Annotated in this window: 13 protein-coding genes; 8 read left to right on the top strand and 5 right to left on the bottom strand. The window is 54.1% G+C overall.

Features of this window, described 5'->3' with window-relative positions; translation table 11 throughout:
* Positions 1 to 73: 73 nt before the first annotated feature.
* From LCM31_RS07900 to LCM31_RS07885, 4 genes are read left to right on the top strand one after another with little or no spacing between them, the layout of a single operon-like run.
* Positions 74 to 682, top strand: coding sequence for a peptidylprolyl isomerase (locus LCM31_RS07900; RefSeq protein ID WP_224868958.1), 609 nt, complete (start codon positions 74 to 76; stop codon positions 680 to 682).
* Positions 679 to 1,434 carry a pyridoxine 5'-phosphate synthase gene (locus LCM31_RS07895; RefSeq protein WP_224868956.1) on the top strand — a complete coding sequence of 252 codons (756 nt, stop codon included), beginning with the start codon at positions 679 to 681 and terminating at the stop codon, positions 1,432 to 1,434. The genes LCM31_RS07900 and LCM31_RS07895 overlap by 4 nt, the downstream gene beginning before the upstream one ends.
* Positions 1,435 to 2,367 (top strand): Rossmann-like and DUF2520 domain-containing protein, encoded by a 933-nt coding sequence (locus LCM31_RS07890; RefSeq protein WP_224868954.1) that lies wholly within the window; start codon positions 1,435 to 1,437, stop codon positions 2,365 to 2,367.
* Between the two features lie 2 nt (positions 2,368 to 2,369).
* Positions 2,370 to 3,140, top strand: coding sequence for a TrmH family RNA methyltransferase (locus LCM31_RS07885; protein WP_224868952.1), 771 nt, complete (start codon positions 2,370 to 2,372; stop codon positions 3,138 to 3,140).
* A 609-nt stretch (positions 3,141 to 3,749) separates the two neighbouring features.
* On the opposite strand, the gene LCM31_RS07880 is transcribed toward LCM31_RS07885, so the two are convergent.
* The 4 genes from LCM31_RS07880 to LCM31_RS07865 form a co-directional block, all read right to left on the bottom strand.
* Positions 3,750 to 4,757 carry an ABC transporter ATP-binding protein gene (locus LCM31_RS07880; RefSeq protein ID WP_224868951.1) on the bottom strand — a complete coding sequence of 336 codons (1,008 nt, stop codon included), beginning with the start codon at positions 4,755 to 4,757 and terminating at the stop codon, positions 3,750 to 3,752.
* 8 nt (positions 4,758 to 4,765) lie between these two features.
* Positions 4,766 to 6,277: an ABC transporter permease gene (locus LCM31_RS07875; protein ID WP_224868949.1), complete on the bottom strand. Its 1,512-nt coding sequence runs from the start codon at positions 6,275 to 6,277 to the stop codon at positions 4,766 to 4,768.
* Positions 6,274 to 7,332 (bottom strand): ABC transporter substrate-binding protein, encoded by a 1,059-nt coding sequence (locus LCM31_RS07870; protein WP_224868947.1) that lies wholly within the window; start codon positions 7,330 to 7,332, stop codon positions 6,274 to 6,276. Before LCM31_RS07870 ends, LCM31_RS07875 begins: the two co-directional genes overlap by 4 nt.
* A 112-nt stretch (positions 7,333 to 7,444) precedes the next feature.
* Entirely contained in the window at positions 7,445 to 8,263 is an 819-nt protein-coding gene (locus LCM31_RS07865; RefSeq protein WP_224868945.1) for a hypothetical protein, read from the bottom strand.
* Between the two features lie 414 nt (positions 8,264 to 8,677).
* Here LCM31_RS07865 and LCM31_RS07860 point away from each other — a divergent pair, with 414 nt between their 5' ends.
* Entirely contained in the window at positions 8,678 to 10,201 is a 1,524-nt protein-coding gene (locus LCM31_RS07860; protein ID WP_224868943.1) for an adenylate/guanylate cyclase domain-containing protein, read from the top strand.
* Positions 10,202 to 10,241: 40 nt separating this feature from the next.
* Positions 10,242 to 11,303 (top strand): tetratricopeptide repeat protein, encoded by a 1,062-nt coding sequence (locus LCM31_RS07855; protein WP_224868940.1) that lies wholly within the window; start codon positions 10,242 to 10,244, stop codon positions 11,301 to 11,303.
* Positions 11,304 to 11,528: 225 nt separating this feature from the next.
* Here LCM31_RS07855 and LCM31_RS07850 read toward each other — a convergent pair whose 3' ends face one another.
* Positions 11,529 to 12,575 carry an AraC family transcriptional regulator gene (locus tag LCM31_RS07850; protein WP_224868938.1) on the bottom strand — a complete coding sequence of 349 codons (1,047 nt, stop codon included), beginning with the start codon at positions 12,573 to 12,575 and terminating at the stop codon, positions 11,529 to 11,531.
* Between the two features lie 152 nt (positions 12,576 to 12,727).
* Here LCM31_RS07850 and LCM31_RS07845 point away from each other — a divergent pair, with 152 nt between their 5' ends.
* Together LCM31_RS07845 and LCM31_RS07840 are read left to right on the top strand one after the other, a co-directional pair.
* A complete protein-coding gene (locus tag LCM31_RS07845) occupies positions 12,728 to 14,404 on the top strand; it encodes a sulfatase-like hydrolase/transferase (protein ID WP_224868936.1) in 1,677 nt (558 codons plus the stop codon).
* Between the two features lie 87 nt (positions 14,405 to 14,491).
* The gene (locus LCM31_RS07840) at positions 14,492 to 16,264 is read left to right on the top strand and encodes an arylsulfatase (protein WP_224868934.1); all 1,773 of its coding nucleotides are present in this window, start codon (positions 14,492 to 14,494) and stop codon (positions 16,262 to 16,264) included.
* Position 16,265: the final 1 nt, after the last annotated feature.

The raw sequence follows: 16,265 nt of genomic DNA, 5'->3' as shown, positions 1-16,265 counted from the left end.
GGTAGAATCCCTAGTCGGCTCTCCGGGCCTGGTCACTGACCGGGCCTTTTTGTGTTCGCTAATGGAAGAGATTATGAAACGCCTTACGCCCTTTCGCACCTTAATCCAAACCGCCCTCGCCACACTCTTACTGGGCCTCTCCAGCCTGGCACTGGCGGTTACCAACAACCCTCGAGTGGAATTGCAAACTGACCTCGGCACCATTGAGTTGGTCCTGTACGCCGATAAAGCGCCCATTACCGTGGAAAATTTCCTGAAGTACGTGGACAGTGGATTTTACGATGGCACCATTTTTCACCGCGTAATCCCCGGTTTTATGGCCCAGGGCGGCGGCTTTACCTTTGATTTTCAGGAAAAGCCGACAGACGATCCGATCAAGAACGAATCGGACAACGGGCTTTCCAATCAGCGCGGCACCATCGCCATGGCACGCACCAGCGTTCCCGACAGCGCCACCTCCCAGTTCTTTATTAACCTGGTGGACAACAGCCGCCTCGACGGTAGCGCCGATAAACCCGGCTACACCGTATTTGGCAAGGTATTGCTGGGAATGGGTGTCGTACAGCAAATCGCCGCAGAACCCCGCGGCCAACATCGCGCATTTCCCGACGCACCCAACATGGCGGTGCGTATACTGAAGGCGAAGCGAAAAGATTCGGACAGCGGAGAAAACGCCCAGTGATTGCACTCAGCGTCAACCTGAACAAGATCGCCCTGATTCGCAATTCCCGCGAGGGGAACTATCCCGATGTGGTCGCTCATGGCCGCACCTGCCTGGATGCCGGCGCCCACGGCATCACCGTGCACCCACGCCCGGACCAGCGCCACGTTCGCCCCGATGATGTGCGAAACCTGGCCGCGCTGTGCGCTGCACGCTCGGTGGAATTCAACGTAGAGGGCAACCCATTCGCGGGCCCGATGGGCAGCTACCCCGGCCTGTTGCCACTGGTGCTCGAAACTAAACCGCAACAATGCACACTGGTACCCGACAGCAACGACCAGCTCACCTCCGATCATGGCTTTGACCTCACCCGCGACGGCGAGCGCCTGGTGCCCATCATCCAGCAACTCAAAGACGCTGGTATCCGGGTAAGCCTGTTTATGGATCCGGACAAAAGCCAGATCAGCCTGGCCAAAGAGGTCGGCGCCGATCGTATCGAGCTGTACACCGGCCCTTTCGCCGAAGCCGTCACCCATCAATCCGGCCATGTTGAGAAGATCTTTGCCGAACACTGTGCCGCAGCGGAGCACGCACTCCACCTCGGGCTCGGTGTGAACGCTGGCCATGACCTGAATCTGATCAACCTGCGCCGCTATCGGACGCTACCTGGGTTGCAGGAAGTCTCTATCGGTCACGCACTGACTGTCGACGCCATCCAGATGGGCCTGGCGGATGCCACCGCGGCGTATGTGGCCTGCCTGGCGGGCAGTTAATTGCTCTCCCTTAATGTTGTAGGCGCGGGTAAACTCGGCCGCACGCTGGCCGCTCTTTGGCACCAAAACGGCGTGTTCGAGATTGCCGGCCTGTTCAGTCGCAGCGCGGCAAACACCCACGAAGCCCAGGACTTTATCGGCGCGGGCACGGCTGTCTCAGATTTGGACGAGCTGCCCCATGCACAAGTCTGGTTGCTGGCGGTGCCCGACGATCAAATTGAATCCACAGCGGCCGCCCTGGCCCCAATCATTGCGCGGCATCAGTCTCTGGTGAGCAAGCCCCTGATGTTATTTCACTGTAGCGGTGCCCTACCCGCTTCTGTGCTTGCCGCCAGTGGCGTAGATCTGCTCGCCAGCGCGCACCCGGTACACAGCTTTGCCGACCCGAAACGCTCGCTCGCGGATCTTCCCGGCTCCACTGTAGCCCTGGAAGGCCGCGAAGAAGTGATCAATGTTCTTGAGCCGGCATTCACGGCATTGCGCTGTAACTGTATTCACCTGAGCCCATCGCAAAAGGTGCTGTACCACACGGGCTCAGTAATGGCCTGTAACTATCTCACCGTACTTATGGATCTGAGCCTGCAGGTCTTCCAGGCCGCCGGTATCGATAACAAAAGCGCGATGACGCTGCTCGAACCTATTGTGGTACAGACAGTAAAAAACAATTTTGCCCTGGGGCCGGCCAGGGCGCTTACCGGTCCGCTGGTACGTGGCGATGTCGCAACGGTGGCGCGACAGATCGAAGCGCTACATCAACTGGCGGAATCAAGCAGCACAACCAACAACGACTCCGACAGCACGTCTGGCATCCAGGCCGCGACGCTTGCCGAAATGTATCGCGCGCTCGGAAAAGCTGCATTGCCTCTGGCGGAAAAAGCCGGCCTGAGCCAAGATGCTCGCCGACAACTGCAATCCATTTTTGACGAACCGTAACCGTGACCGACTCCCCCGAATACCTGAAAAAACGCGCGTTCTTCGACAGCCTGCTCACCATCTATGGGCGCAAGCCGGTTCTTGAAGCCCTGGAGGACAGCAGCCTGCCCGTGCACAAGCTGCACCTGGCAGAAAGTAACCGCAAGGACCAGCTGATTTCTCGCATTGAGCAGTTGGCCGAGGAACGCAGTATTCAGGTCGCCCACTGGGACCGCAAAGGCCTGTCTCGCATTTCAAAAAATGCCAAACAGGACCAGGGCGTAGCACTGGACCTGGCGCTACCGAAATACGGCAGTGCCGATACTTTCCTCAAAGAAAGCCAGAACAAACACTTTGAGTTACTCGCGCTGGACGGCATCACCAATCCGCAAAATTTGGGAATGATTATTCGCTCGGCGTGTGCAGGCGGTATCGATGGAATCTTGCTGCCGAAAAAAGGCGGTGCGCAAATAGACCCTCTGGTAATCAAGGCCAGTGTGGGCACGCTGTTTAAGACCCGTATTTTACGCTGTGATCAGCTGGCACCCGTGCTAAAAAAATTCGGTGAACAGGGTGCGCGCGTTTGCGCGCTTTCCTCACACGCGCAAGACACCCTGGGTACGCTGGATACCAGTGCGCCCACTGTATTCGTTTTGGGTAATGAAACCCACGGCGTAAGCCCCGCGGTGGAAAAGTCCTGCACCCATAAAATTCGCATCCCGATGAAGAACGACGTGGAAAGCCTGAATGTGGCAATTACCGCAGCGCTGATCAGCTTTCGCCATCAATTCTGACGCCCAACAAAAAAGTGCACAGTGCCCACTAATTATCGCCGCACTATCTGACGGCGCACAAAATCGCCGCGTCGAACTGACCTTCCGCTGATCAGACTGGTTTCTGTGCTTGAGGCCAAACTTCAGGTGCGGAATTAACCTGGTAGCACAATTGCCGGCAACTGCCGGCTTTTTTTATTCACAATCCACAGAATCTGTGGATATCTCTGTTAACAACACCCGGGAAAACGCCGCCAGCCCCCATGGTCCGTTGTAACCAGTTTGTGAAGAAAATTTAACCAAATAGTTTTTCTCTTTAGAAATCAAAAGGTTACAAAAAACTTCAAATCAGGATTGACAAATTTCTCTCGTAACTATCTAGCAGTATTCGTTCACACCGCGCTGTGGAAAGCTTTTCCCTCTAGCCCCAAAGGGCTAAAAATTTTTGGCATTTAATTAGTTAACTGGTGAAAAGTAAGCGGCTTGCCCACATACCGCACAGGCGCCCAACACTGGTCAACCAGCGGGCACCAAGGAAGAGCGTATAAAAGAGATTAGGCGCCGAGACAGCAAAGACCAGCCCCGTTGCCTTCAAGCCAATGAATACCAACGGGAACAGGTTGGGCGAGGTTATCTGAGAAACGCGGCCAGGGGGTGGGTTGTAGTGATCCCCATTTGCACGCGCGCGCCGGGCTCGGCCTGCACTTCGTGACTGGTACGTACCTTGAGCTGCACGCCGTCGCCAACTTGCACCGCATACAGGCGCGAGCAGCCCTCGTAGCGCACCCAATCCACCACTCCATTGCCAATTTCAGATGGCACCAGGGACAAATCGTCTGGCCGCAGAAGTAGATCAACCTCTCCACGGGCACCATCGATCGGAATGCCCGGTGCCGGGCCAAGGTCGGTGGTTACCTGGCGCCCATCGAGCACCCCGGGGAGAAAACTTGCCTCCCCCAGAAATCGTGCAACGAAACGGCTGGCAGGTTCGGCGAAGCATTTCTCCGGAGAGTCCAACTGCTCCAACTTGCCACCGTTGAGGATTCCCACACGGTCACCAACCGAAAGTGCCTCTTCCTGGTCGTGGGTAACCCAGATCGCGGGGATACCGGCGGCTTTGAGCGCCTCGCGGATTTCCCAGCGCAAACTGTCTTTCAGTGCCGCGTCCAGATTGGACAGCGGCTCATCGAGAAGAATAAACGCGGGCTGGTGCGCAATGGTTCGAGCCAGGGCGACACGCTGCTTCTGTCCACCCGAAAGGCTGGCGGGTTTGGCCTGACGGAACGCCTCCAGTCCCAGCAGCTTCAACCAGTGATCTGCCAGCGATGTATCTTTTAGGCGAAAGCACACATTTTCCTGTACGGAGAGGTGGGGAAACAGGGCGAAATCCTGAAACACCATGCCGACATTGCGCTTCTCGGGTGGCACCGGGCGCGTGGAGGTTGAACACCAGTTACCCAGTGAAATCTCACCCTCTGTTACCGGGATCAAACCTGCCAGCGCCTGCAGAATGGTGGTTTTGCCGCAGCCTGTCGGGCCGACAAGCATCAACACCTCGTCCTTTCCCAGGGCAAGGTTGAGATTGTCCACCACGCGCGTGGAACCGTAATCAACAGACAGGTTGCGAACGTTCAGCATTATCGCGACTATTTTCCAGAAACTTCGAGTTCGGCCCGGCGCTCACCGGACAACATCAGCGCCAGCCCCAGTGCTGACATCAACACCAGCAGCAGGCCGGGAATGGCTGCGCGGCCAAAATACCCCGCTTCGTATACACGCCACAAGTAGGTAGCCAGGGTTTCGAACCCGGTGGGCCCCAACATCAGCGTAGCGGGCAGCTCCCGCATAGCCTCAAGGAACACCAGTGCGGCGCCGGCAATCATACCGCGCATGGTCAGGGGTAACGTAACCCGCTGAAACGCTTCCCGGGGGCTGGCCCCCAGTACACGCGCCGCCTTTACCAGACTTGAATCCAAACCCTCGGCGGTTGAACGGACAGAGCTGACCGCCAGCGGCAAAAATCGCAATACGTAACACAGCACCAGCAAACCCAGCGTCTGGTACAGAAACGGCAGCTTCAGGCCCACATACACCAGTGCGGTACCCATTACGATACCGGGCACACCAAATCCAAAGTACGTCACCCGCTCCATGATGCGGCCCGCACGACCGGCAATGGCGGCATGCGCGACCGGAATCGCGAGCACCACCGCACATACCGCAGCGAGGAACGAAGCGTGTACCGAATTCCACGCATAGCGCAGGTCAAAACCCGCGCTGCCCTCGCGCGCAAGCCACACTGCGAAAATAGCGAGAGGTAACACTACCGCCAGCAGAATCACCGGGGAAACCGCCACACCAATCAGCCAACGCTGCCAGCCATTGGGCCAGAGCGTGAGGTGACGACCGGGTTTCTCACGACTGCCGCGCACCCGGGATTCCAAAAACAGCACCAGCCCGACGATTGCCAGCAGCTGCAGGGACAGCATCGCCGCCTGGCTCAAACCAAATGCGTTGTACTCGACAAAGATCACCCTGGTGAAAGTATCCAGCCGCATAATCGCCGGCGTACCAAAATCGGACAGGGTATAGAGGGCCACCAGTAATCCGCCGGCGGCAATTCCGGTAGCAACCCGCGGCAAGACGACCCTCAGCAGACTCATTCCCAGAGACATGCCCAGCGTGCGCGCCGCGTTCACCAGGCTCGCATCCAGACTCAACAGGGAAGCGCGGGTGGTCAGCATCACGAATGGGAAAGAGTAGAGAATCATTACCAGCGAGGCGCCGAGCAAACCGTCCATCGCAGGTAACGGGATTCCCAGCAAATTGTGAATTTCACCACCACGACCAAACGCCGCATAGATCGTAAACGCACCGATATAGCTGGGGATAGCGAGCGGTGCGGCAAGAATCACCAGCCAGAGCCTGCGCATGGGAAATTGCACGTAAGCGGTTACAAACGCCAGCGGTACGCCGATCAGCACCGAGCCCAGTACGGTAAATACCATCAGTAGCAGGGTGTTGGTGAGCACGCGCAAATTGTGCGCGTCGAAAAACTGCGCCTCGCTCGCCGCGAGGTCGAACAACACACCGATGGGCAGGATAGCCAGCAGCGCGATCAGCGCGGCCAGCGGATAGGACCGGGGCCAATGGGTCATAACACCCCAGTGCGACGCATCAGATTCAAGGTAGGACGCAAATCAGCCAGCTTGGTGAGATCCAGCTTGGGCGGCGAAATCTCACTCAGAGGTGGCAAGCCTTGCGGCGGCTGTACGCCATTGACGAGAGGAATCTCGTAGGCCTCACGCGCCAGGTAAGATTGCACTTCGCGGGTCAGCAGATAGCGGATGAAGTTGATCGGCAGATCCCCTTCGCTTAACGCCAGAATGCCGGAGGCATTCACCAGGCAACCCGCGTCATTCTTGGTAAACGCCAAGTCGACATTCGCATCGGGTTTGCCGGCTTTCAGGCGCAGGGTGTAATAGTGGTTGGCAAAGCCGATATCCACTTCGCCGCGCTCCACGCCCATTACCACACCCAGTTCACCCGCGTAGCTCTTGGCTCGCTGGTTTACTCCGCGCAGCCAATCTGCCGTGGCTTTTTCGCCCTCAAGCAAACGCATGGCAGTGACAAAGGATTGGAAGGAGGCATAGGCCGGCGCCCAGCCAATAGCAAAGTCGCTATCCGCCAGCGCCATAACGCTATCCGGAATTTGCGCGCGCGCCACCCGCTCGGTGTTGTATGGAATGGTCCGAATACGGCCAGTCACCGGTGCCCACTGCGGGTACTGGAACCCCGGGCGCAATGCTTCGGTAACATCGGCCGGCAATGGCCGCGCCAGGCCCGCATCGGCGACAAGGCCAATGGCTCCGGAGTCTACCGCCCAAAACACATCTGCCCGCCGCACGCCCGCCTTGGACTCGGCAACAATGGTATTAGCCAGCGCCGCAGTGACACCGCGGCGGACTTGTAGATTGAGCTTGGGATTGCGCTTGCGAATCGCATCGAGGACGTTTTCATATAGCCCGCCTTCCCCGCGCCCCAGATACAGGGTGAGGTCCCCTTCCAGCGGCGGCAATTGATCGACGGACACCGCATCCGGTCTTACACCCGCTACATCAGATGCAAATACAGGAAACGGCAGGGCCCCCAGGGCACCTGCCGCAGCAAAACTATTCAAACAGGCACTACGTAAAAAAGCTCTGCGCTGCACGGATAATCCTTAATCGAAAATTCACAAGCTCGGCAAGGGGCAATTAAGCCCCCCGCTTTTCCCTGGTGGAATGAATTGTGGCTTCTATCTAACTGTGGCTTCTATGAAGACCTTAAAAAACGTCCTTGCGTTTTTTCTCTGCGGCAGCCACCAGATCCTTCGCGCGATCCAGTTTTGCTTGCATGGATTCAACGACCTTGCGCACATCGTCAACACTGGACTTGCCGTCAATGGCCTGCGGCAGGGTTACGTTGAAGTCTTTTTCCAGATCTTCCACCAGATCAGCATCCTGTTCGATCAGAACACCTTCAACGCCCTCAAAGCGATGCAGGTAGGTGTCGTGAACGATGCTGGTGGCGGCTTCCGGCAGTTTTTCTGCGTATTTGGCGACCACGCGATCCAGGCGATGTTTAATGTCGTCCAGGGTCTCAGGCACCGTGGTGGGCTCGGTTTCAGTGGTTTGAACCTTGGCTAGCAGACCTTTTTCCTGATACTGGGAGGCCAGCTTAACGGCGCCCAGCGCCTGCCACAGGGCCTGGTTCAGCTTCTTTTGTTCTTCACGTACTTTGGCAATCGGTGCGCCGGCATCAATCGCCTGTTTTACGCCGAAAATGCCCTGCCAGATGTTGGCGTAAACGGGTACATAACTGGTTTCGATAGCGGAGTGGAAATCGACCTCTTCCCAGTACTCGAGCATCGCATTGGTGTTGGTGCCCTTTTGCCCTTTCTCTTCGTAGGTATCGACGACAGCGCCAAATTTGCCGACCAGCCAGTTCACCTCTTCTGAGTACTGCCCCAGATGGGACTTCAGATCATTCACGTGATCGCCGATTTCCCCATTCGCGGAAACCTGGCCTGCACCCAGCAGTGCCACAAGGCCCAGCACCATGCCGAGATTGCGAGGCTTGCGGATAAAAGATTTAGCTTGCATGAATTCCCACTCTCATTTGCGTTTCTTTATTACAGACAGTGCGCAAATGATACTCATTATCAAAAATGGAATAAAGTAGTCCGGTGCAAAGACTCGATGTTCTGCCTCCATCCGAGACACAGCTTGGAACAGGCTTCTAACATTGGCGCCAGAAAACGGCATATCGGATCAAATTGATGCCATTTCGGGCGCCCAGCAGCGCGAACAGCGACGGGATACTATCAGTCCGGGCCGGTTTTTTCATCTTCGCCGACAGCGATACGAACCTCTCCCGGGCCAAAATGGGCTAAATTCTCCGGTGGAAACCACCTACTCACGACAAACGAGCGAGGAGCTAACAGCAAAGAGCTGGTATAGTCTGTGTCCCGGCTCCCAGAGTCACACGGCCAACAAGATTTAAATAGAGCGCACCCGTTGATCATTAAGACCAAAGACAACTTGCGAACACTCGCCCGCGGTCTGCACGTGCGCCTGGCCCGGCTGTTGCCGCGCCACGTCCCCATCGCATTCAAACTGGCGTTGGTCATGACCCTCCTACTAGTGGTGGGAATGACCAGTCTCGGTCTAGTGATTAGCGACAATCAGAATCAATTGATCCGCACCCAGCTGGATGAATTTGGCAACGCCATGGCGCTGCAACTCGCCAAGCAGGCCAGCGAACCCATTCTCTCCGAGAATGGTCTCAACCTGCAGATGCTCACGAGCAATCTGGGGCAAGAAGAGAAAATCCTGGGTGCCGCCATTTATGCCCACGATGGCCAGCCTCTCTCCGGCACAGGCCGCCTGCCCAACCTGGGCAAAACCCTGTTCGAATCGAACGCCGTGATCGCCCACCCGTGGTTTGGCGTGGATGATAATGGCAACAGTGAACGCCTGATCAGCTTTATCGCGCCCGCCAACTATCAGGGCGTACGGGCCGGCTCGGTAGTCATCACCCTGTCCGCCTCCCTGATGGACCAGGCTGCAGCCGAGGCCCGCGAAGCCGTCATCTACGCCACACTGGCCATGACACTGCTGGCCTCCCTTTTCGCCTACTGGCTCAGCCGAAGACTCTCCCTGCCGATTCATCATTTAATGAAGGCCACCGAGGCCATCGGCCGTGGTGACCTCGCCACCCGCATCGACCAGCGCCGCAATGACGAACTCGGCTACCTGTTTGAAGGCTTCAACAATATGGCCGCAGGACTTCTGAAAAAGTCGCAGGTGGAACAGGTCTTCTCCCGCTACGTGTCGAAAAGCGTTGCCGATAAGGTACTCGCCAACCTCGATGAAGTCCGCCTGGTGGATCGCCCCATCGAGGCAACCGTACTATTTGCCGACATCAGCGGCTTCACTGCCATGTCGGAAAAACTGGAACCGAGCCAGGTCTCCGGGCTGCTTAACGAATACTTTTCGTATATTTCCCACGCTTGTGCGTTGCACGGCGGTGTGGTCGATAAATTTATCGGCGACTGCGCCATGCTGGTTTTTGGTGTCGCCGAAGACGATTCAGACCACGCATTTAACGCGGTGAGCTGTGGCGTGCTGATTCAGCAGCTGGCGGCAGAGCTGAATCAGCAGCGCCTGACAGAAGGCAAGCCGGAAGTGCATTTCCGCATCGGCATTAATTCCGGCACAATGCTGGCAGGCAACCTGGGTTCTGATGACCGGATGGAGTACACGGTGGTCGGTGATGCCGTAAACTTGGCCTCTCGCCTGTGCAGTGAAGCTGAGCCCGATCAAATTATTATTCGCGAGCAGCTGCACAATAATTTACAGTGCCGAATTGTGGCTCAAGCGGGCCAATCGATTAAGATTCGCGGCAAATCCGCACCTGTGCAGATCTACTCCGTCGATGACCTATCTAAAGAAGGAAGATCGCAGCTGCGCAACCACCTGAAGGCATTGCGCAAAAGCTTTAACGCGCAACAGGATGAAAAAACCGTCGACCATGCTTAACTGTCGAATAACACTCACGCGGTTATTCTTTTGCTTCTCAATGGCGGCACTGCTCCCTGCCTGCAGTCTGGTCCCCACCACACAACCAACACTCGAAGGTTTTCCTGCGGAAACAGCGCAGCGCGTCCGCCAGCAATCGACCGAACTCGACCAACTGCAAAGCCTCAACGCGCCATCGCCATCTCAACAGAGACAACTACGACAATTACGCCGTGAGCTGCATCGCTTTGAACGAGAAGTGCTGGAATCTGCAAGCCGCCTCGAGCGGAAAAACGAATGGTATCGCGCAGCTCAGCAGCTCGAGGGCGCTATTGCTGTTTTGCCCACCAGCCCGGTACTCACCGCCGCCTATGGTGAATTTCAAGAGCGTCGCAAACTGCGGGGTGAACGCGTCCGCATGGAAATCGCGATCCACCAAGGCGAACAACTGTTAAAAGACATCGACGCATACAAGCGCTTGCAGCAACTGCAGGGTCGCGATGTATTGACCTGGGTGGAGTTAAAAAATTTCAACCGCAAGCGACGCGCTTCTGCTGAAGAACTGCAGAAATACGCGGAGCTGGCGCTGCTGCGGAAAGATTACGGTTTGGCCCAGAGCGGCCTGAAAGTCGCCAAAGCCCTGTACGGCGACGACCTTGAACAGGATAAAGAAAACAAAGAACAGCTAGAACAAAGCCTCACAGAAGCCAACCACCAATTGCGCAAACGAAATCCTCGGCGTACAAAAGTCGCAGCCCGCAAACCCTCTCCCGCAAGTGCGCAGCCCATTCCTACAGCGGAACTGGAACAGACACTGGATAACGGAGACCTGCCCAGCGCACGTCAACAGCTCACCGAACTGGAACAACAGGCACCCGACCACCCTGAACTGCAGACTCTGCAGGCACGCTTTGATTCGATGGTGAGCGCTCAACTGGAGTCCGCGTTGCAGCGTGGCAATGAGCTATACAGCCAGGGGGAAATCGAACAGGCGCTGGCAGTATGGCGGGAAGCGCACACCCTCGCACCGGAAAATATGGAGTTGCGCGGCAACATCAGCCGCGCCGAAAGAGTGCTGGAAAACCTGAGAGCATTAAGCACACCCAACGGTGCTAAACCCTAATCGGTCCTGATCCTCCCTAACCTGCCGCACCAAGACTAACCCGGGATCCGAAGGCCCCAGGTTAAACGTTCAAGCCTTATTCCCACTCGATTATCAATAAGCCATTATCATCTTTTATATTCAATGACTTATTTTCCTGATCATTGGGAATACCATGAAAAATACCATGCTCTTAAACTATCTGTGAAAATTATGAGCCCTTGACCGGAGGCTTTGCCACACAAGTCATCCGGAACACATTCTTTGAACATACTCACTGGGTGAACATCCTACCCTGCGTTTAAAGAAATTTGAAAAGGCTGCTGAATCTGTAAAATGTAAACGTTCAGCAACAGCACTGACCGACAGTTCAGACTGGCATAAGTAGTGCTTTGACAGTTCCTCACGCGCGTTATCGTACAGAGCCTGATAACTGGTGCTCTTTTTCTTTAGTCGGTACTGTAAAGTGCGTAGCCGAATATTCAAAGCAAGGGCGACGTCATTTGCTGTAACGCCTTGATTATTGATCAAAGTACGAATGATACGCTCAACCCTCCAGACAAAACTCTTGCCTTGTCCGATTTTGGATTCCAGTTCACGTGTTACGAGCTTCTTAGCGTCACTGGATATCGTGTTATCAGGATTGCGATAATTCGGAGTTTGCGCATCCTCTCTAGTTAAATGAATCGCGTTGATATCCTGATTAAAAAACAGGTGTTCGCCAAAAACCTTCTTCAACGGCGTAATATCCTCTGGCGCTGAATGCCTTAACTGTATGTACTTGGGAAACCAGCTTCGCCCCAGTGAGCCCAGTAACTCCCTGTTGATTACGGCCATAATGTGCTCAACAACCTGAATGACACTGCTGTGTTTTGGGACCTTTTGAAAGTACTCTAGTGTTGGTGTGGAGATTTCAATTGCAACGGAAATACCGGCCTCGCCGTGATCATAGATGAAGATGCTAAAACCTTTGGCGTGCAGCGCTATGTTTTCTGATAGCAGAGTTAACACTTCTCCAACCGTACTTGCCTGCTGAACTAGTAACCATAGGGGGCCGATCATATCCAGATCCTTCAACTGCCCAGCTTTGAGCCCGAAGAAGCGATCATCACAAACTCGTGCCGCTTCTTCGAACAGATCATTGATCTTAACTTCGCTAATCGGAACATCGGACTGGTACAAGGCTGCAGGATTGAGTTCTACGGCCTCAGCGATCGCCGCAGGATCTTGTCCTGCTATTTCAATCAGGCTGGCAACGCCCTCTAAAACATAACTCGGTATGATGTCGGCCATATGTCTTTAATCCTGCGCCACTGGAAATTGCGCAATACTACAAACATGCTGCGCAATATTACAAGTTTGAAGTGGTAACTCTCTCTAGAATATGAGACTTTCCAAGCCAAGCTGTGCATCAAGTAGCAGCAGTAAAAAATAAGAGCAACAGCATGAAAAAGAGTCTTTCACTATTAGTAGTTGTAGCCATTGTCGGTTTCCTTGCCTACAGCCAAAAAACCAACATTTTGCTAGCGCTTATCAAATACAAAGGATCCAAGGTAGCCGTGGCCGAAGCCCGCGATGTCCCTTGGCAACAGGGGCCATTAGAGGCGCCTGTCGAAGTCGGTGAGCGCCCTCCCAATATCATCCTGATCGTTGCCGATGATCTGGGATACAACGACATTTCTACTTTGGGTGGAGGCATAAGCCGCAGCGATGGCAGCATCTTTCAAACACCGGGGATTGATCGCCTGGCTGCCGAAGGGGCGGTATTTAATCAGTCCTATTCCGGTGCCAGTACCTGCGCACCTTCCCGTGCCATGCTGATGACCGGGCGCTACCCCACCCGAACCGGCTTTGAATTCACGCCAACCCCCGACTCGATGGAGTCAATGGTTGCTCGCATCTATAACGAGATGGATAACAACTTGCCGCCCGCCATTTACGATGCAAGCATAAACGAAAGCAAAGCTACCTACGAACTGCAGGGTTTACCCGCAACAGAAATTACTCTGGCTGAAGTCCTTAAAGAGCGAGGTTACTACACTGCCCACATTGGTAAATGGCATTTGGGTAATGATGGCAATATGGGCCCCCACAAACAGGGATTCGATGACAGCTTGTTAATGACCAATGGCCTGTATTTACCAGAAGATGATCCAACTGTGGTCAATGCTAAACTCCCCTTTGATCCCATAGACCAGTTTCTGTGGGCGGCTCTGGGGTTCAGTAATTCCTTCAACTCCGGCAGTGCGGATCAATTTGAACCCGCCCGCTATATGACAGACTACTGGACAGACGAGTCCGTAAAAGTCATTCAGGCCAACAAGCATCGTCCCTTCTTTTTGTATTTAGCCCACTGGGGCCCACACACGCCACTGCAAGCCACGCGAGAAGACTATGAAGCCGTGGGTGATATCGAACCGCACCGCAGACGAGTATATGCCGCGATGATTAGAGCGGTGGATCGCAGTGTGTCACGCATTCTGGAAACACTTGAAGAAGAAGGTCTTGCCGATAACACCATCGTCATGTTTACCAGCGATAATGGTGGCGCCGGTTATGTTGGCCTGCCCGAATCCAATAGCCCCTTCCGCGGCTGGAAAATCACCATGTTTGAAGGTGGTCTGCGCGTGCCGATGTTTGTTAAATGGCCAAAACAAATTTCCGCAGGTAAAACCGTAGACACGCCGGTAGCTCATATTGATGTGATGCCAACCCTGGCTGCCGCCGCAGGTACCGCAACGCCTAAAGGCGTTGAGATCGATGGCAAAAATATACTGCCTCTGCTGGACGACGAAACCAACTGGCCGCGCAAAACCCTGTTTTGGCAAAACGGCCACTACCAGGTCGTGCGCCACGGTGATTGGAAATTACAAATTAATGATCGCCCTGCTGACGGGCTGCAAACCTGGTTATTCAATTTGGAAAAAGATCCGACCGAGCAAAACAATGTCAGCAGCGAACACCCCGAAAAGGTCAATGAACTGCGACAACTTTTAGCCGATCATCAAGCCAGCGCCCGTGGACCGCTCCATAAATCAGCCATCCAGATACCGGTGATGATTGATAAAACTCTGGCAGAGAAGTTCGAAATCGGTGACGAGTACATCTACACGCCTAACTAAATAAATAAAAGATTCAAACACCCTACGTATTTGACGGATGCACTCTATAAAATGCCTTTAACATTTACACGTCTAAAGAAAAGCTGGGTGCTGCTGCTATCCAGCCTCGCTACGGTGAGCTTCGCGGCAACAGAAAACACTGAATCAGTCACAGGGAAATCACAACCCAACATTGTTGTTATTGTGGTGGACGATGCAGGATTAATGGATTTCGCTCCTTTCGGCGGTGAAGCCAATATGCCCAGCATTCAACAACTCGCCGATCAGGGTACGCGTTTTAGCGAATATAGAACTTCGCCACTATGCTCCCCGTCTCGCGCCATGCTGCTGACCGGTATCGATAATCACCGTACCGGTATTGCCACCATCCCTGAAGTGCTACCCAGAGAACATAAAAATGCCCCCGGCTATTCCATGCACTTGGAACCTGGTGTTAAAACCATTGCTGATAGATTACGTGACAATGGATATCGCACTTACATGACAGGTAAATGGCATTTGGGGAGTCGAGTAGAAGATTTACCCGTAAGCCATGGTTTTGATCGCTCCTTTGCCTTGGATGCTTCCGGCGCTGACAACTGGGAACAAAAGTCTTACATGCCTTACTATGATACAGCGCCCTGGTTTGAAGATGACAAGCCCGCAACCCTGCCAGAAGATTTTTATTCTTCTGCATTTATTGTCGACAAGATGATCGACTACATTGCTGCCGATGAAGTAACAACAGAGAGACAAGAACAGCCGTTTTTTGCTTACATGGCTTTTCAGGCAATCCACATCCCTATTCAGGCCCCTCGGGAATTCACCGAAAACTATGAAGGCCTTTACGATCAAGGCTGGCACGTTCTGCGCGAGAAACGCTGGCAAAAAGCCCAAGCATTAGGATTGATCCCCCAGGGAGCTCCCTTGGGCGACATGCCTAACAACCTGCGCGATTGGAACGTTCTGTCTAATGACGAACGTCGTTATTATTCGAAGGCCATGGCCGTTAATGCCGGCATGCTTGAAGCAATGGATCATCATATTGGTCGCTTAATGGAATGGCTGGACAAGCAAGGCAAACTGGAAAACACCCTGTTTGTGGTGACATCTGATAATGGCCCGGAATTTAATGACATAGTCAACACACCGGGCATAGGGCTATGGTATGCCATAAGCGGCTATAACCGTGACATAGACTCCATGGGTGAAAAAGGCAGCCTGGTATCCATCGGCCCAGAATGGGCCGCAGCCGCAGCGTCCCCAAACAGTAAATTTAAGTTTTATAGCAATGACGGTGGCATTCGTGTGCCGCTGATTATTTCAGGCCCTGGAATTCCTCAGGGAAAAACGCAATCGTCACTCAGCCTGGTGACCGATATTACGCCAACCCTGCTCGATTATCTCGATATCTCAGCAACACCGCTATCACAAGAAGAAGTTGCCATTACCGGCCGTAGTTTACTGCCCGTAATACAGGATGAAGCAAAATACACCTACGGCCCTGATGAAGCCGTTGGTCTCGAAGTAGCGGGTAATATCGCTCTATTTAAAGGCCAATATAAATTGACCCGTAACCTGCCACCCTATGGCGACGGTAACTGGCAGCTGTTTGATATACATGCTGATCCCGGTGAAAGTAACAATCTGGCCTCTACTGAACCCATGATTCTAAATGCACTGAAAGAAGACTATAAAACCTACGCCACCAGCGTTGGTGCTCTGGAAATGCCCGAGAATTATCATTCGGTAGACCAAATCATGATCAACACATACATCAAGCTTGCGCAAAATCATTGGGTATTGCTCTTAGTTGGGGCAAGTGGTGTCTTGATTTTGTTACCCCTACTGCTTATTCGCAGAAGAAACAAGGTCAACTGAG

This window comes from Microbulbifer agarilyticus (assembly GCF_020171345.1).
GTDB classification, from domain to species: domain Bacteria; phylum Pseudomonadota; class Gammaproteobacteria; order Pseudomonadales; family Cellvibrionaceae; genus Microbulbifer; species Microbulbifer agarilyticus_D.
The sequence above is the reverse complement of the archived record's forward strand: the minus strand, read 5'-3'. Positions and strand labels throughout refer to the sequence as shown.